Raw genomic sequence first — 17,153 nt, 5'->3', positions numbered from 1 at the left:
CAAATACTAATGAAATCTTTTACTTCCTTACTTTTCGCTTTTCTATTATTCTCATTCAACTTATTCGCTCAGGGTAATAATAAAGTTACAAAACCGATCTCCGTTAATGACTTCAATACATTAGAATTAGAAGGGGCATTTGATGTTGTCTTCAAACAAGGTTCTACTTGTAAAGTATTTATTGAGGGGAAAGAAAAAGATGTTGCCGAGTTTAAAACCATTCAAGACGGAAAGAAATTAAGAATTAGCAATTCGAAAGACGACGACAAAAATGGTAAAACCAACAAGAAAGACTTGGTCGTTTTTATTCAATTTGAAGATCTAGAAAAACTAGAAACTACATTGGTTGGTGAAATTACCAACGAAGATGAATTAAAGTTTAATACACTTACTTTTGAAAATACAGGAGTAGGAACTACTGATCTAAAAATTAACTGCAAAGAATTAAACCTTGAATTTACAGGTGTAGGTAAATTAAAACTAAGTGGAAATGCAATTACAGCTAATTTAGAGGCCAACGGTGTAGGCAGCGTAGACGCAAGAGATCTCGTTGTCCGTGATATGGTCGCTGAATGTAATGGGATCGGAAACATGAAAGTGAATGCCTATAATACTTGTAAAATTTCAGCAAATGGATTGGGTAGCGTAAAAAACTACACTGAACTTAAAGAATAAGTTCTCCTCTTATATTCATCAAAAAGCTATCTGTAATGGATAGCTTTTTTTATTTTCATGAAGAATATTTCTCCTTTGTTTCTGATTTTTAATATTTTTTCTCTAAGTTTCACTAGCTTATAAACACATCAAACAGAACACACAAAAACAACACATATGAAAGATAAGCTTCAAACTTTGGAGGAAATGAACCGCCTTGCTGAGTTAGGCGGTGGTGAAAAACGTATAGAAGCACAACATAAAAAAGGTAAACTAACTGCAAGAGAACGTATAGAATTGCTACTTGACCACAATACTTTCCATGAAGTAGGAAAGTTTGTAAGACATCGTGAAGTGCAATTTGGATTAGACAAAGAACACTACCTTGGAGATGGTGTAGTCACTGGATACGGTAAGATTTCCGGTCGACTTGTTTATGTCTACTCTCAAGATTTCACAGTATTTGGAGGATCCCTTTCGGAGTCGCATGCAGAAAAGATTTGCAAAATCATGGATATGGCGATGAAAAACGGTGCTCCAATTATTGGTTTAAATGATTCTGGAGGAGCTAGAATCCAAGAAGGAGTAAAATCATTAGGTGGATATGCTGATATCTTTTATAAAAATACACAAGCCTCTGGTGTAGTTCCTCAGATCTCCTGTATAATGGGGCCTTGTGCCGGTGGAGCTGTATACTCTCCTGCAATCACAGATTTTATCATGATGGTAGAGAATACATCTTACATGTTTGTAACAGGACCTAACGTAGTAAAAACAGTTACACATGAAGAAGTTACTTCTGAAGAACTTGGTGGAGCATCTGCTCATTCTATCAAAAGTGGTGTTACCCACTTAACTGCAGCCAACGAAGCAGTAGCGATCCAAAATATTAGAACACTTTTATCATATCTTCCACAAAACTGTGAGATGGACTCTCCTAGATATGACTATAAGACAAAAGAATCTGAAGTTAGAAAACAGTTGGCAGATATTGTCCCAGACAACCCCAATCAACCATACGATATTAGAGAAGTCATTCTAGGCTGCATTGATGAAGATACTTTCTTTGAAGTACATGAAGCTTATGCTGAAAATATTGTTGTTGGTTTTGCTCGTATGGGAGGAAAAAGTATTGGAGTAGTCGGCAACCAACCCGCTGTACTCGCTGGAGTATTAGATAATGATGCATCAAAAAAAGCGGCTCGTTTTGTTCGCTTCTGTGATGCGTTTAATATACCACTACTTGTATTCGAAGATGTTCCTGGCTTTTTACCAGGTACGGATCAAGAATGGAATGGTATCATTTCCAATGGAGCAAAACTCTTGTATGCTTTCTGTGAAGCAACCGTACCAAGAATTACTGTGATTACGCGAAAAGCCTATGGTGGAGCCTATGATGTAATGAACTCTAAACACATTGGAGCAGACCTTAATTATGCTTGGCCAACAGCTGAAATTGCAGTAATGGGTGCACAAGGTGCTGCAGAAATAATATTCCGAAAAGAAATTAAAGCTGCAGATGATCCTGAAGCAAAACTCCAAGAAAAAATTGAAGAGTATACTGAAGAGTTTGCCAATCCATATAGAGCCGCCTATAGAGGTTATATCGATGAAGTAATTAAACCAGAAAATACTCGAGAAAGGCTTATTGCTGCATTTGATATGCTAAGAAATAAGGTGGATAAGATTCCAAGAAAAAAACATGGTAATATACCTTTGTAGTATCCATTGACTAATACTACTAATAAAGTGAATGACTTTTCAATTAATCATAAAAGTCATTCACTTTTCTTTTTACAATGATTATCTTGGCTTAGGTTATTGTCCAAATAGTAATTTTTAATGAATAGATTTTTTTACATCACCTTTTTATTCTTCTTACCCATCATTACGGAAGCACAATACAAGTATGCTCCAAAAGATTATACGTCATCAGACTTTCATGTAGATAGAAGAGAATCACTTAGACAAAAAATGCCTCCTAAAAGTGTTGCCGTATTTTTTGCCAACCCGATACGAAATAGAGCCAATGATGTAAATTATGTGTACCATCAAGACCCTAATCTATTCTACCTTACTGGATATAGAGAACCAAATGCAGTATTATTTATCTTCTCTGAGCCGTATACCTTATCTGATGGAACCAAGTGTAATGAACTGTTCTTTGTTCAACCTAAAGATAAATTTGATGAAAAATGGAATGGCACAAGGTTAGGTGTAGAAGTCGTACACCAAGATCTTGATGTTTCATGTGTTTTTTCAAACCATCAACTCAAAAGAATGGAAATCGATTTTTCTACTTTTGAAAAGGTACTGACCTTCGATCCTCCAAGAGATGTAAAAAATAATATTTATGATCCATATGATCTATTTGATTTAATTTCCACCTTCAAAAAACAAGCAAATTACCCTGCATTTCTCCATCCAGCTAGTGAACATATTTACAATATGATGAGAGGTACTACACTTCAAAATCAAGCAAATGTGGCTCAATTTGTAGGTATGGAACTTAGAGATGCGATGATACTAAGATTAGATCCTACTATTATTGATTTCGTTTCTGCCCAAACTCCAGAAGAAAGAGTCAAAATTGCCGAGCTATTACCAACCACTAATATTTCTCTTATGTTACTCGACAGTCTGATGGCAGATCTGAGGGAAATAAAAAAAGAGGAAGAAATACAACTACTAGAAAAGGCTATCGACATTTCATGCATTGCTCAAATAGAAGTTATGAAAGCGATGAAGCCAGAAATGTCGGAAACAGAGATCCAGGGTATTCATGAGTTTATCTATAAAAAATATGGTGCCGAATATGAAGGGTATCCTAGTATTGTTGGTGCGGGTGAAAATGGGTGTATGCTGCATTACATTGCTAATAATAAGCAACATGTAGAAGATGGCGAACTCATTCTTATGGATTGTGGTGCTGAGTATAGAGGGTATACAGCTGATGTGACTAGAACAATTCCTGTAAATGGAACATTCTCAAAAGAGCAGAAGATACTTTACGATATCGTATTAAAAACACAAAACGAATGTATTCAAGCATGTAAAGAGGGAGCCTCTTTCAATGAGATCTATGAGTTGTCATCCAAAATTATTGGTAAAGCATTAACCAAATTAAAAATCATCGAATACCCAGAAGCTTATAATGAATATTTCCCTCATGGATTGATGCATCATATTGGATTAGATGTACATGATAAAGGACATTACACCACTTTAAAAGAAGGAATGGTGGTCACTGTTGAACCTGGAATCTATATCCCCATAGATAGTGAATGTGATCCAAAATGGTGGGGAATTGGGATAAGAATTGAAGATGATATTTTGATTACTAAAGAAGGACCTGTAAATTTATCTGCAAGAGCCCCAAGGACTACTGATGAAATTGAGCAACTGATGAAAGAAGAAAGTGCCTTTAATAAGCTACAGCTTCCTTCATTAGATTAAATATCTTGACCCAAATACAATATTTCGGCCTTTAATTTGTTTTACATTTAGCGAGGCCTACAATTTTTATGAGATTTGTAATCTTATTCATAGTACTTTTTTTCAACACATCATTCAAGCAAATTTCAGTGTTGAACAGCGCCCTGAGTTTCTATGCCATGGAAATAGAGAAACAGGGGTTTAATAAACTGAATTCATCGATGCACTATGAATTGAATATCTCCTACCCAAAAGTTATCTGTTCAAAGAAGCTAGACATTGAGCATCAAATCAACCTCGATATTCAAAGAATCATGATTATGGCAATCAATAATTTCAGAGCAAAGATTATTGATGTAAAATCAGAAAAAGGGGCTATGGGCTTAAGTTATTTAAACCTTGACTATCAAGTACATCACAACAATAATGGTATTCTGAGTATCTCTTTTAAAAAAGATACTTATTTCAATGGTTTTGATGGAATTAAAATCATCAAAATGACTTACAACTTTGATTCTCAGAAAAATAAAGTCATCCGTCTCAAAGACTTATTTGATGATGAAATTGATTACAAAAACGCCATTTTCAATAAACTCAAACACAAATACTCTGATATTAAACTTAAGAAAGGCGTTACTTCTAATTTCTGTGTAGACACTAAAGGAATTACATTTCCACTCGATAGCAACAAATGCAAAAGTAAGCATTGCCCAGAACAAGTAACATTAACTTGGGCGGAAGTAAAAGACATAACAAAGCCCTATGTTCAAGAACTAGGGCTATAACACTTCTCAGAAGTCTGTATTATTTTTCTTTTTTATAAATCATTGCATTAAGTCCTTCTACCTCTGAAGCTTCGAAATCATCGAACCATTCTTCCATTTTCTTTACTGCAAGGTTTAAATGCTCTTCCTTTAAACAAACTGCCACATAACTTGCTGCAGCTAATACTACAGAAAAATCATCTGAGTAACCTACAATCGGAATGAAATCGGGGATTAAATCGAAAGGTATCAGTAAGTACCCTAATGCCCCTGCAATTGCTACTTTTGCCTTTTTTGGTGTCTCTGTATCGATGTACATAAAGAACAACACCAAACCAATATATACGACCTTTTCTCCAGCTTTTTTAGCTATGTTGATTAGTTTTTCAAGAAATTGGTTCTCCTGAAAGCCTTTTACATATTTCTTAGTATCAATATCTTTTATTTTCATTTTCTTCATTTGTTAATTGTTTATGCTCCTTCTCCACCATCGTCTTGACTATCGGTATCTCCACTTTCATCAATCCCTCCTATTTTATAAATAAGCTGTAGAGATCCTAAAAATAGTGGGGCTTCATCAAAGTAATTTTCAAAATCATCTATTTTCTCATCTCCGTCGGTTTGTATCTTAGATTTGATAAGCAGTTTAAACTGAGGTAAAATCTCTTGATCAAAAGAGGGTAATAGTAAAGCTAACGACTCCATTTCTTGGAGAACAGCCAACTTTCTACTTTCTGACATGGTATACTTGTAGGTATTGTTTCTTTCTTTTAAATACGCTAGTAGATTACTGACCATCTTCTTCCCTTCTAAAGATAGTTTTACTGTAGACGAAAGTTGATTTAGAAATCCTTTTCCAAGATACTTTTGTATCGAAGGCTCTTGTTTTATGTACTTATTTAAGAAATCCTTTGGTGAGATATCTTCCTTTACTTTTTGTAATAAAGTCTTGATTGTATAAATATCTTCCTGATCATCTTTAAAATATGACAGGAAAATCTTCTCATAGGCTCTTGGTGTAAAGCTATCAAACTGTTCTCCTTTACTTAATTTCGTCACGGTACCATTTTCAGTGTGTTTTACCTTTCCTTCTAACACTCCTTCCATGACCAAATTAATTATGGTAAATCTCATCAACACTTTTCCTTCTGCATTGGAAAGGTGTGTTAAGAAGGCTAATTCCGTAGGTCTTAAGTGTTGATATTCCATGATTTATTATTTTTCTGTATATACACTGTAAATTGGATACCTCATAAATGACTTTTCTTTATGGTTGGTTTGGTCATAAATGAATTCTAACTGTCTGTATCCATTTTTTCTTAGAGAAGCATCTTTCTTTAAAGCTTCATCAAAAGCTTTTTTTAATTCAGGATCTTCATCCAAATATTGCTTCGCTTTGTCTTCAAAAACATACGCCGAGAAATGTTCCTTCTGCTGTAAAATCGCATCAAAGAAGTTCCAAGCAAAATAAGAATCCTTTGCTGATGGCGTAAGTGTCTCTATTATAAAACGAACAAACGGCTGATTCGTTTTCACAATGTAATCTCCTTTACGTACCTTAACTTCTTCTTCCCTAGTAGAAGTCTTAATATTATAATGTAGATAATGGGATTCATATGGAGTTTTCACCGTTTCATATTCATCGATATAGGTCACCTTTACTTTTAATGCTTGATCTCTTTTGAATTGCTTTACTTTAATATTATTCTGTTTTAGATAATCAACAATTTTTGACCATCCCATAGGGATTACATAATAATCTGGGATTGTAGCAACCTCAGTAACTTTTAAAGCATTATAATAAGGAATAGCTTTCTCATATGGTTTTGTACGATCATAAAATAATCTTGAAAAACCACTCACCTCACTCTTTTTCATAACGCCCTCATAACCTTTAAATAATAAAGTATCAGCTTGTGTCATGTCAGCTTCCCAATTGACAGGCAATGCTGTAGCCATACTATCTAGAGAAAATTGCTGTTTCTTCGCTACATTTAAGGCTTCACCATTACTTTCAAGGAATTTCACCGCATGCTTTAAGAAACCATAAGTGGCTAGAGTTCTTTCTTTATACGGTTTGAGCATATGAGTTTCTACCACATAACTCGGTACATTAAACAAGGCTGCATATCCTGATGAATATCTTGGTGAATCAAAGAATTGAACATATCCTTTATCAGGCGTTGTTCCCCAAACATTTACATAAGGAACAATGGGATAACCGTCTTTATCCATCGCTTGTTCCATATAGGGGTTCATTTTTTCTCTTACAAATTCTCCCACAACACCCAATTTATCTTCATGAGATGCCAAATAGGTTAACGTATACTGATAATCAGCCCCATTACTCACATGGGTATCAATAAATAAATCTGGTTTAGTAAGGTGGAAAATTTCTGCAAAGGCCCACATATTTTTTGAATCCATTTTTATAAAATCTCTATTGAGATCCAAATTTTGGGCATTGCCTCTAAAACCATATTCTTCAGGTCCATCTTGATTGGCTCTGGTACCTGTATTTCTATTTAATGCACCACCAATATTATAAAAAGGTATAATGGCTATGATGGTATTCTTCAACTCAAAATCTACCTTCTTTTCAAGGATATCTCTAACCAACATCATAGAAGCTTCTACCCCATCAGGTTCTCCAGGGTGAATGGCATTATTGATTAATAAAACATTTTTGGTTTTGAAATTAGAAGGCAAATAGGATCCTTCTGGTGACAAAACACCCAGATGAAGCGGTTTGCCTGCATCAGTAGTACCAAAATTCAACAAATGAAACTGATCAAAATGTTTCGCTAATTTTTTATAATAGGCAATCCCCTCCTGATAGGTAACTGTCTTGGTGCCATCGGAAGTTTCAAATACCGTTTCCCAATTGAGATCCTTTTTAGGTAGTTGTTTTTGATCAATCTGTTCTTGTTGCACTTCCTCTTCTGAACAAGCAGTAAATACAAAAGCGACAAGAAGGATATAGATAAAAAAATGGTTTCTCACTATTCTAATTTCAATAAATAAATGTGTTTATCACTTATAAATATCTTATAAATAATCGGTTTCTTCAAAGATTCTTTAAATTGTATAACAACATTAAATTTATCATTCAAGAACATTCATAATGATCCCATTATCCTCGAGAAATAAGAAAATTATTGGTGGTGTTTCACTCTCTATTATTTTAATCTACATCGTTGTATCATTTTTTTCTTACAATCAATCTGTATTAATAAAAACTTACCAAGGTGAAAGTCATCTAGAAGAAGAAAAACAAAATGGGTCATTTGATACCACATTATTAGCCGAAGTCAACAGAGAAGACTTTACCGTTGATTCTGACTACGGGTACCAATTAAAAGGTTCTTACTTAAAAGTATCCAACGAACAATTTCCTCTAACTGTGATTATGGTCCACGGCGTTACGCATGATCGTTGGAGAATGATGCGCTATGCTCAGATCTATTTAAAAAATGGTATTGATGTCGTTCTGTATGATCACAGAAAACATGGTCTATCTGGAGGAGATGAAGTCTCTTTCAGTTACTTTGAGAGTAGAGATCTAGAAAAAATTGTCCAATGGACGAAACAGAAAAAACCATCTGATATTATAGCTGCACATGGTGAATCTCTTGGAGCTGCAACTGTTTGTTCCCATTCTGGCATTAATGAAACCACCCATTCTGTTAATTTCTATATCTCCGACTGTGCATTTTCAGATACTAAAAATCTTTTAGTGTTGCGAGCAAAAGAAGATTTTGGAATGCCTAATATTGGATTTGTAGACACCACCAGCCTTTTGGCTAAAATAAGAGCAGGTTTTTACTTCGCTGATGCATCCCCAATAAAAGGAATTCGACAATCTAAAGTGCCTGTTCTATTCATCCATGGAAAAGCAGACACCTATATCCCCATGGAAATGTCTCAAGAATTATATGATGCAAAATCTCAAGGGGCTAAGTTCATATGGTTCGTCGATAAAGCCGAACATGCCAGATCTATCACAACTGCTCCTAAAGAGTATGAAAAAAAAGTAATGAATTACATTCATACCATGATGACTCAGCTGTTAAGTAAACAAAATCTTCCTATTTAGGTTATTCATAAAATAATTGTATATTCATTCATTTAAAATGAAACGATTGATATACAAATCATTCAATGCTTAAACTTACAACTAATGGACAGCAGAGTTAGTACAAAAGAAATTAAAGTCAGAAACTATCACATTGATAGCTACCAACATGTAAATAATATGAGATATATGGAATTTCTTGAGGAAGCCAGATGGTCTCATTTTGAAAACAATGCTTCCTTAGAAGTAGCTTCTCAAGAAGAAACTGCCTTTGTGATTGCTAATTATAATATCAACTACCTCTACCCTGCCACTATGAATCAGGTATTGGAGATTAAGACTAGAGTTGCCAAAATTGGAACAAAAAGCTTAACCTTTGAACATGAAATTTTTATCAAAGGAACTGATAAAAAAGCATTAGCAGCTGAAGTCACTTTAGTTTCTTTTGATATTAAATCTCAAAGACCGAAAGAAATAAAAGACTCGATAAAAGTTGAGTTAGTAAAATAAATAAAAGATCGTAATGATCTCTTGAAGTATTAAAATGGGTATGCCACTCATTTTAATACTAACTATCTATTAATTATGGACAGCAGATAAATCATAAATAAATAGAATGACCTCTATACAACACAGATTACTTAAATTAACATTAAATCTTAGTGCAATAGCTTTTCCTAGTCAGAACATCAATCTTACGATGCTCAGGGAAACAACGGAATTTATTGCCATATTTTCACTATTACCTTGGGGAGTTAAAGCTAAAAAGTTTGAGTTAAATGGACTTTCTGCAGAAGTGATCGAACCAGTACGACCTACAAAAACCAAAAGAGCCTTACTATATCTACATGGCGGAGGGTATGCTATCGGTTCGTCTCAAACACATAGATCTTTAGTGGGTAAAATTGTTGATGAAACGAGAACCACTGCATTATTAGTCAACTATAGAAAAATACCAACTTACCCTTGTCCTGCGGCCATTGAAGATGCTTTTCAAGGGTATCAATATCTATTAGATAATGGTTTTGCTCCAAATGAGATTGCTATTGCTGGAGATTCTGCTGGTGGTGGCCTAGTATGTTCACTCTTATTTTACTTGAAAGAGAAAAATGTACCTTTCCCAAAATGTGGTGTATGTCTATCTCCATGGACAGATTTAAAACATACGGGCAAATCTGCAGAAGAAAATAAGTTTTCTGACCCTTTCGTAAAAGTGAAAGAAATGCAACGATGGGCAGAGGTGTATGCAGGATCGAAATCATTAGAAGACCCCATGGTATCTCCTCTATATGGAGAGTTTGATGGCTTTCCTCCTATCTTAATACAAGCTTCTACCAATGAAGTATTGTATAGTGATAGTTTTAGGCTTCAAGAGAAAATGAAAGCCGCAGGAGTCGACATTACTTTCCAAAAATGGGATGACCTTATGCATTGGTGGCAATTGTTTTGGAGATTTATTCCTGAATCTGAGGATGCTATAAATAAAGTATGTGAATATCTAAACAAACACTTAAAAGTTTCGTAAATTAAAATATCAAATAAATGTAATATCGGAACATAAAATGATTGTTCATTCATTTATTTTTAAGTATCTTTGTGCAAGCAGTTTACAAACTGTGTTGCAATTCGGACAAATCACATAATAACACAAAACAAGATGGAAGAATTACTAAAAAAAATCGTTTACACAGGTGTTGGTATTACAGCTTACACAATTGAAAAAGTTAACGAGGTAGTCGACAAACTTATTGCTGAAGAAAAAATTACAGAAGAAGAAGGTAAAAAGATTGTAGACGAATTAGTTGCCAACACAGAAGCTAAAAAAGACGAATTTGAGTCTCAAGTAAAAACACTTGTAGACAAATTTACTTCATCTGTGAATTTTGATTTGGATTCAATCAAATCAATGTTCAAGGGAGGTGATTCTGAAGAGGTAGAAATTTTGAAGGCTAGAATTGAAGCATTAGAAGCACAAGCTGCTAAAGCTCCTTCAAAAGAAGAAGAAAAACCTGCGTCTTCAGAAGCGTCGGAAGCTTAGTCTTTCTGGTACTTTTGTGATGTGTGTGGCCGACACTGCTGTACAATGTATGGTAGTGTCGGTCTTTTTTTGCCCTTTAGTACGCAACCGATTGCAAATACTTGATAAAAATCATTATTTTTACAGAACCAATAAAACACACCTATTAAACACATATTAAATTATTCACCTTATGATGGATAAACTTACAGCATCTGTAGGTACTGCTTTAGACCGCTTTATTCAACAAAAGCAGGAGCAGTTCCCTTATGCAACCGGTGAGCTATCACAACTATTACGAGACATTGCCCTTGCTGCTAAAATTATTAACCGCGAAATCAATAGAGCCGGACTGGCTGGTATTGAAGGTGGTGTAGGAAGTGATAATGTCCAGGGAGAAGCCCAGCAAAAATTGGATATGATTGCTGACATCCGCTTTACAAGAGCACTTTCTAAAGGTGGAGAAACTTGTGGTATCATTTCAGAAGAAATCGATGGTATCATTGACACTGGCAATCACCATGCAAAATACGTTGTGGCAATAGACCCTCTTGATGGATCATCTAATATTGATGTTAATGTATTAGTAGGTACCATTTTTTCAATCTACAGAAGAAGGTCTCCTATTGGCCGCCCTCCTACCAAAGAAGATATGCTTCAACAAGGTACTGAGCAAATCGCTGCAGGCTATGTCCTGTATGGCTCTTCTACTATGTTAGTTTATTCTACTGGTTATGGGGTAAATGGTTTTACTTACGAACCATCTTTGGGTGAATACTTCTTGTCACACCCAAATATGAAGTGTAAAGAGGATGGAAGTATCTACTCTATCAATGAAGGTGGGTACAATACTTTCCCTGAAGGATTGAAGTCTTATCTAAGTACTTGTAAAGAGAGAGAGTTTTCTGCTCGTTATATTGGATCATTAGTGGGTGATTTTCATAGAAATCTACTAAAAGGTGGTATCTATATCTACCCGTCTACTTCTAAATATAAAAAGGGCAAATTAAGGCTACTTTATGAATGCAACGCCTTAGCTTTCTTAGCTGAGCAATCTGGTGGTATGGCTACGGATGGTTACCAAAGAATTCTAGAGATAAAACCAGAACATTTCCATGAGAGAACACCGTTTTATGTCGGATCTCCAAAGATGGTAAAAGAGGCAATGGAACACCTTAATGAATATGAGGAAGAGGAAGTTGTTTCAGTGAAAACCATTAAGGTAAAAGCTTAAATACAGAGAAATATTGAAAATAAAAGCCTGTGATTATACCTAAATCACAGGCTTTTCTATGTTAATTACAGTTGTTTATCATCCAACATATTATTTTATCAAGAAAAATATTGTTATCAAATGTATCTTAAATTGGATATATGGCAAAAATCATCAAATTTTGTTTAAGCACAAACTTTTAACACGATCATAATAAAATGTAAGCAACAAGTAGGATTGTTTAACTTACCACTACCTTTGTTATAGATTTTCATTATCACTACAAAGAGCATTGGTAAGAAACTATCAATTTCTACTAACAATTAACCAAACTAAAATGATTTTAACTAAACATGAGAAACTGACACTATATCTCCTAGCAGCGGTAAGTTTTACTAATATTTTAGACTTCGTTGTATTAATGCCCCTAGGACATACATTGCAAGAAGTATTTGAGATGACTCCACTTGAATGGAGTGCGGTTGTTTCATCTTATACGTTAGCTGCTGCTATTTCAGGTGTTGTATCGATTTTCATGATCGACAGGTTCGAAAGGAAAAAGATGTTTCTCACTATATATTTCTTCTTTACCATAGGAACTATTTTATGTGGATTAGCCACCACCTATCAGTTTCTTTTATTAGCAAGAACATTTACAGGAGTATTTGGTGGATTAATTAACGCCGCCCTATTTACTATTGTAGGAGACATGTTACCTGAAGAAAAAAGAGGTTCAGGTATTGGGATTTTAATGACAGGCTTTGCTGTGTCATCAACTATCGGTGTACCTATTGGGTTATATCTAGGAGTAAAGATAGACTGGCATGCACCATTTATTATCATTGCTATCATTGCTTCTGTACTTTGGGTATTATGTTATAAACAATTACCTAAAATAGATGCCCACTTAAGTAACGTAAAGAAACCTCGCTGTATAAAAGAATTTTTACACCCCTTACTTTCAGTATTATTCAACAAAAAGCAAGTACAGGGATTAACAGCTTTGAGTCTAGTATTCTTTGGGCATTTTATTTTGATACCCTTCCTTTCTCCTTACTTAGTAAATAACATAGGGTTTGAGGACCAACAGTTAACTTGGATCTATTTTTCAGGTGGATTAGCGACTTTATATTTCTCTCCAAAGATTGGACAATGGTCTGATAAGTATGGAAAGTACTTGGTATTTGTGATCATCTCATTTATCACATTAATACCTGCCTTAGTATTAACACATGCAGAAGGAATGAGTATCCCTACCATTTTAGTATTTTCAACTTTAATGTTTATCTGTGGAGCGCGATCAATTCCTGCTAATGCATTATTGATAAATACAACTGACCCTGCAAAAAGAGGTAGTTTTATGAGTATCAGATCCTCTGTTCAGAATCTTTCACAAGGTTTAGCATCTTTTGCAGCAGGATTAATTATCACCACAAATCCTATCGATTCATCTTTAGAACATTACAATTATTTGGGATATATCAGTGTTATAGCAACAATGTTTGGGGTAACGTTATTTAGTAAAATAAGTGACTACAAATCTCGTAAGGCAAAACGAGCTACAGTACTCTCATAATCAGTAAATTTGTGTATACAACATGATCAATCAAAAATGAATTTAAGTAGTAGAAGGTATTTCCCCTATTCCGAATATTTGAAAAAACAATACGGTGGTAGAATCCAAAAAGTTTCTATTCATGCAGACTTTACATGTCCCAATAGAGATGGCTCTTTAGGATTCGGCGGATGTACATTTTGCAACAATGATAGTTTTGTGCCCAACTATCTTCATGATGGTATGAAAACCATAACTGAACAGATTGATCATGGAATGGAATTCCTACCAGGAAGATACCATAGTGCCAAGGCTTTTGTTGGCTATTTCCAAGCCTACTCCAATACCTATGGTACAGTAGAAAAGCTAAAGGAAATTTATTCTGAAGCACTCAAACATGATAAAATCGATGGACTTGTAATTGGTACACGCCCCGATTGTTTATCTGATGAACAATTAGATTATTTAAGCGAACTCGCCGAAAAGTATCTAATTTTTATTGAGTTTGGTATTGAATCTTGTTACAACAAGACTCTAGATAAAGTAAACAGAGGTCATTCCTTTGAAGATTCTGTAGAGGCTATTCAAAAAGTGGTTGATCGAGGTTTACCTGTGGCAGGGCATATGTTATTTGGTCTACCTGGAGAATCTAGAGAAGAAACATTAGCTCAAGCGAAGATCATTTCTGATTTACCTTTAGGATCTGTAAAATTCCATCAGCTACAGATTGTAAAAGGAACAATTATGGCCAAACAGTATAAAGAAAACCCTGATCAGTTCCCTTTATTTCAACCCGATGAATATGTAGACTTTATGGTTGATTTTCTTGAGCAATTAAGACCTGATATGGCTATACAGAGATTCAGTAGTGATACCCCTCAAAATTTACGAATAGCACCAAATTGGGGAATACGTCCTAACCAAATTCAACTCATGATCGAAAAGAGATTAAAGGAAAGAGACACCTATCAAGGAAGATTATATAAATAGAAAATACATATTTTCATGAAAAATAGCTGATACATTTATTGATGATGTATCAGCTATTTTTATATAAAAAACTAACTAAACTATAATAAAAACTATCTATTTTCCTATTTCTGGTCTTACTGTGCGAACATTCTGCACACTTAGACGTATAAATAAGAGTGGTAATGTTTTTAATTAGACAAAAACGTTATTTTTGTACTTACAACGATAAATTTGAATAAAATAAAATGGCATATATAGATTATTATAAAGTTTTGGGTGTAGATAAAAATGCAGACCAAAGCGAAATAAAAAAGGCATATAGAAAATTAGCAAGACAATACCATCCAGATAAAAACCCTGATGATGAAGTCGCTCATAAAAAGTTTCAGGAAATAAATGAAGCTAATGAGGTCTTAAGCGATCCAGATAAACGAAAGAAATACGATAAATACGGTAAAGACTGGGAACATGCTGATCAATTTGAGTCACAAGGATTCGGTGGTGGTGGCTTTGGCGGAGGATTTGGCCAAGGTACCGGTGGTGGATTCGGTGGTTTTGGACAAGGCAGCGGTGGCTTTGGAGGTTTTGAAGGTGGTGGAGACTTTTCTGACTTCTTTAACTCTATGTTTGGCGGTGGTGGCCGTCGTCAGCCAAGACCTAAAAAAGGTGGAGACTTCAAGGTAAATATCAACTTAGAACTAAGAGATGTTTACGAGACACAGAAGAAAACTTATAAAATTAATGGTAAAAACATCAGAGTAACTGTACCTGCAGGACTTGAGGATGGACAAACTATTAAGATTAAGGGACATGGCAAAGATGGTGTTAATGGCGGAGAGAAAGGAGATCTACTAATGACTTTCCACATTACAAATAATACCGGATTTGAGAGAAAAGGAAATGATCTTTACAAAACAGTAGATGTTGATCTTTACAGTGCGGTTTTAGGTGGTGAATTGATGGTTGATACTTTCGATGGAAAGGTAAAACTGAACTTGAAACCTGAAACTCAAAACGGAACAAAAGTAAAACTGAGAGGTAAAGGTTTTCCTATCTACAAAAAGGATGGATCGTTTGGTGATTTGTATATCACTTATAATGTGAAAGTTCCAACAGGGCTTACTGATGAGCAAAACGAACTGTTCCAACAGTTAAAAGATCTTTCCTAAAATTGGGTGATTAAAATCAGCTTTCTGGTTGGATTACGGTTAACAATTCATTATTATTGTGCCGAAAAATATTGAAATTACTTAACCTCCAACTACGATGGAAGCAATTACATATTTAGAAATCGCTGCAATGGGCTTTATGGTTCCACCACTAATCGGTGCTATTGCTTACGCGTTAATCACTATGGGTAAAGACAAAGTCTAAACCAAAAAAGAACGATATCAAATCAATTGATATCGTTCTTTTTTTATAGAAGGACATTATCTTTTGGCTTCAATTTCTCAGGGATTTTCGGATCATCAATCATCTCCTTCATATCGATCTCAATCGTATTACATAAACTCGTCATTGGAGTATCAAATGCTAATCCTTCGAAAGGGTTTTCAGCAAAATCCCCTACAAGTTCCATTAAGATATAGATAGAACCAATTAAAGCTGTAAAAGGAACTGTCATCCAAACTGCCCCATTTCCCAAAGCCGAGAATTGAGCTACCATTCCAAAAGGAAGTAAAGTCACAAATAATACTGTAAGTACCATAGACGTGTTCGCATATTGTCTTGGTAAAGGGAAGTTCTTAATACGCTCACATTTTCCTTGTTGAACATAGAAGTCTTGTAATAGCTTCTGAAATTCAACATGTCTAAAGTCATCTACTAACCCTAACTCTCTAAGTTTTAAAATATCTTTTGACTGATTACTTATTATTTGAGTACAGATGTTTTTCTTTTTAAGTAAGGCATCAACCTCATGGTCTGGTAAGAACTTTCTTAGCTCTTCTTCTTCACTTAAGCTTGCGAAATTATCACCTAATTTTTTTCTGATATCTGTAGTCATTGGATGATTATGCTCCCAAGGTTGAGATTTCCATAATTGCCTTCTCAGGCGGTACACCCATGCAATATGTCGATAGATTAATCTTTTATGTATGGCTTGTAATTCCTCTTTTGATAATGGGTTCTGATCACTTACAAAAATATTTGTCGTGTAGTCTCTGGCCATTATACCCCAAGTACGACTACTGTTTACAATAGCACCCCAAATTTTACGGGCTTCCCATGTTCTAGCATAAGCAGAGTTGTTTTTGAAACCAACATAAAATGCTACTGCAGTACCAACAACAGATAGAATTGACCATGGTAACTTAAAGTAGATAAACCCAATATATTCATAAAGAACGACTACCACTAAGGCATACCCTGCCAATGCTAATATGGGTGTTAATGATCTACCTAAGAAAAGTTTGTAGTTAATATTCCGATTAGTATACATATTTCAGATAAACAGATTGAAAAATTCT

The 17,153-nt window shown here is 34.7% G+C and carries 16 protein-coding genes; 12 read left to right on the top strand and 4 right to left on the bottom strand.

All coding sequences use genetic code 11. The features are described 5' to 3' along the window. Positions 1-9: 9 nt before the first annotated feature. From QL232_RS14460 to QL232_RS14445, 4 genes are all read left to right on the top strand, one after another. The gene (locus QL232_RS14460; RefSeq protein WP_281614623.1) at positions 10-675 is read left to right on the top strand and encodes a head GIN domain-containing protein; all 666 of its coding nucleotides are present in this window, start codon (positions 10-12) and stop codon (positions 673-675) included. Positions 676-831: 156 nt separating this feature from the next. Next, entirely contained in the window at positions 832-2,376 is a 1,545-nt protein-coding gene (locus QL232_RS14455; protein WP_281614622.1) for an acyl-CoA carboxylase subunit beta, read from the top strand. A 120-nt stretch (positions 2,377-2,496) separates the two neighbouring features. Then, the gene (locus QL232_RS14450; protein WP_281614621.1) at positions 2,497-4,110 is read left to right on the top strand and encodes an aminopeptidase P family protein; all 1,614 of its coding nucleotides are present in this window, start codon (positions 2,497-2,499) and stop codon (positions 4,108-4,110) included. Positions 4,111-4,238: 128 nt separating this feature from the next. Next, positions 4,239-4,874 (top strand): DUF4163 domain-containing protein, encoded by a 636-nt coding sequence (locus tag QL232_RS14445; protein WP_281614620.1) that lies wholly within the window; start codon positions 4,239-4,241, stop codon positions 4,872-4,874. 19 nt (positions 4,875-4,893) lie between these two features. Here the strand turns inward: QL232_RS14445 and QL232_RS14440 are convergent, their stop codons facing one another. The 3 genes from QL232_RS14440 to QL232_RS14430 are packed head-to-tail and all read right to left on the bottom strand — an operon-like array spanning position 4,894 to position 7,856. After that, complete coding sequence (locus QL232_RS14440; RefSeq protein WP_235958266.1) at positions 4,894-5,304, bottom strand: YkvA family protein; 411 nt, start codon at positions 5,302-5,304, stop codon at positions 4,894-4,896. A 20-nt stretch (positions 5,305-5,324) separates the two neighbouring features. Beyond that, positions 5,325-6,062 carry a hypothetical protein gene (locus tag QL232_RS14435; protein WP_281614619.1) on the bottom strand — a complete coding sequence of 246 codons (738 nt, stop codon included), beginning with the start codon at positions 6,060-6,062 and terminating at the stop codon, positions 5,325-5,327. A 6-nt stretch (positions 6,063-6,068) separates the two neighbouring features. Continuing rightward, a complete protein-coding gene (locus QL232_RS14430; RefSeq protein ID WP_281614618.1) occupies positions 6,069-7,856 on the bottom strand; it encodes a M14 family metallopeptidase in 1,788 nt (595 codons plus the stop codon). Positions 7,857-7,977: 121 nt separating this feature from the next. Here QL232_RS14430 and QL232_RS14425 point away from each other — a divergent pair, with 121 nt between their 5' ends. The 8 genes from QL232_RS14425 to QL232_RS14390 all read left to right on the top strand — a co-directional run bounded on the left by QL232_RS14425 (position 7,978) and on the right by QL232_RS14390 (position 15,854). After that, positions 7,978-8,949 (top strand): alpha/beta hydrolase, encoded by a 972-nt coding sequence (locus QL232_RS14425; protein WP_281614617.1) that lies wholly within the window; start codon positions 7,978-7,980, stop codon positions 8,947-8,949. Positions 8,950-9,033: 84 nt separating this feature from the next. Continuing rightward, positions 9,034-9,438, top strand: a complete 405-nt coding sequence (locus tag QL232_RS14420) for a thioesterase family protein (RefSeq protein ID WP_281614616.1) — start codon at positions 9,034-9,036, stop codon at positions 9,436-9,438. Between the two features lie 190 nt (positions 9,439-9,628). Beyond that, positions 9,629-10,453 carry an alpha/beta hydrolase gene (locus QL232_RS14415; RefSeq protein WP_281614615.1) on the top strand — a complete coding sequence of 275 codons (825 nt, stop codon included), beginning with the start codon at positions 9,629-9,631 and terminating at the stop codon, positions 10,451-10,453. A 132-nt stretch (positions 10,454-10,585) separates the two neighbouring features. Next, on the top strand, positions 10,586-10,966 hold the full coding sequence (locus tag QL232_RS14410; protein WP_168881543.1) for a hypothetical protein: 381 nt from the start codon (positions 10,586-10,588) through the stop codon (positions 10,964-10,966). 172 nt (positions 10,967-11,138) lie between these two features. Next, positions 11,139-12,179: a class 1 fructose-bisphosphatase gene (fbp, locus tag QL232_RS14405; RefSeq protein WP_168881544.1), complete on the top strand. Its 1,041-nt coding sequence runs from the start codon at positions 11,139-11,141 to the stop codon at positions 12,177-12,179. 316 nt (positions 12,180-12,495) lie between these two features. Continuing rightward, positions 12,496-13,734 carry an MFS transporter gene (locus tag QL232_RS14400; protein WP_281614614.1) on the top strand — a complete coding sequence of 413 codons (1,239 nt, stop codon included), beginning with the start codon at positions 12,496-12,498 and terminating at the stop codon, positions 13,732-13,734. Between the two features lie 36 nt (positions 13,735-13,770). After that, complete coding sequence (locus tag QL232_RS14395) at positions 13,771-14,703, top strand: TIGR01212 family radical SAM protein (protein WP_281614613.1); 933 nt, start codon at positions 13,771-13,773, stop codon at positions 14,701-14,703. 227 nt (positions 14,704-14,930) lie between these two features. Then, entirely contained in the window at positions 14,931-15,854 is a 924-nt protein-coding gene (locus tag QL232_RS14390; protein WP_281614612.1) for a J domain-containing protein, read from the top strand. Positions 15,855-16,102: 248 nt separating this feature from the next. Here the strand turns inward: QL232_RS14390 and QL232_RS14385 are convergent, their stop codons facing one another. After that, positions 16,103-17,125: a bestrophin family ion channel gene (locus QL232_RS14385; RefSeq protein ID WP_168881548.1), complete on the bottom strand. Its 1,023-nt coding sequence runs from the start codon at positions 17,123-17,125 to the stop codon at positions 16,103-16,105. Positions 17,126-17,153: the final 28 nt, after the last annotated feature.

Origin of the sequence: Flammeovirga sp. SubArs3, from assembly GCF_947387565.1 — a bacterium.
Lineage (GTDB): Bacteria > Bacteroidota > Bacteroidia > Cytophagales > Flammeovirgaceae > Flammeovirga > Flammeovirga agarivorans.
Note: the sequence above shows the minus strand (reverse complement) of the source record. Positions and strands in the feature narration are given on the sequence as shown.

What these genes read in the sequence shown, in the direction of transcription:
- QL232_RS14450 (WP_281614621.1), top strand. Translation starts at nt 2,497, where the DNA reads ATGAATAGATTTTTTTACATCACCTTTTTATTCTTCTTACCCATCATT.
- QL232_RS14415 (WP_281614615.1), top strand. Translation starts at nt 9,629, where the DNA reads ATGCTCAGGGAAACAACGGAATTTATTGCCATATTTTCACTATTACCT.
- QL232_RS14435 (WP_281614619.1), bottom strand. Translation starts at nt 6,062, where the DNA reads ATGGAATATCAACACTTAAGACCTACGGAATTAGCCTTCTTAACACAC.
- QL232_RS14390 (WP_281614612.1), top strand. Translation starts at nt 14,931, where the DNA reads ATGGCATATATAGATTATTATAAAGTTTTGGGTGTAGATAAAAATGCA.
- QL232_RS14385 (WP_168881548.1), bottom strand. Translation starts at nt 17,125, where the DNA reads ATGTATACTAATCGGAATATTAACTACAAACTTTTCTTAGGTAGATCA.
- QL232_RS14395 (WP_281614613.1), top strand. Translation starts at nt 13,771, where the DNA reads ATGAATTTAAGTAGTAGAAGGTATTTCCCCTATTCCGAATATTTGAAA.
- QL232_RS14400 (WP_281614614.1), top strand. Translation starts at nt 12,496, where the DNA reads ATGATTTTAACTAAACATGAGAAACTGACACTATATCTCCTAGCAGCG.
- QL232_RS14425 (WP_281614617.1), top strand. Translation starts at nt 7,978, where the DNA reads ATGATCCCATTATCCTCGAGAAATAAGAAAATTATTGGTGGTGTTTCA.
- QL232_RS14455 (WP_281614622.1), top strand. Translation starts at nt 832, where the DNA reads ATGAAAGATAAGCTTCAAACTTTGGAGGAAATGAACCGCCTTGCTGAG.
- fbp (WP_168881544.1), top strand. Translation starts at nt 11,139, where the DNA reads ATGATGGATAAACTTACAGCATCTGTAGGTACTGCTTTAGACCGCTTT.
- QL232_RS14440 (WP_235958266.1), bottom strand. Translation starts at nt 5,304, where the DNA reads ATGAAAATAAAAGATATTGATACTAAGAAATATGTAAAAGGCTTTCAG.
- QL232_RS14420 (WP_281614616.1), top strand. Translation starts at nt 9,034, where the DNA reads ATGGACAGCAGAGTTAGTACAAAAGAAATTAAAGTCAGAAACTATCAC.
- QL232_RS14410 (WP_168881543.1), top strand. Translation starts at nt 10,586, where the DNA reads ATGGAAGAATTACTAAAAAAAATCGTTTACACAGGTGTTGGTATTACA.
- QL232_RS14460 (WP_281614623.1), top strand. Translation starts at nt 10, where the DNA reads ATGAAATCTTTTACTTCCTTACTTTTCGCTTTTCTATTATTCTCATTC.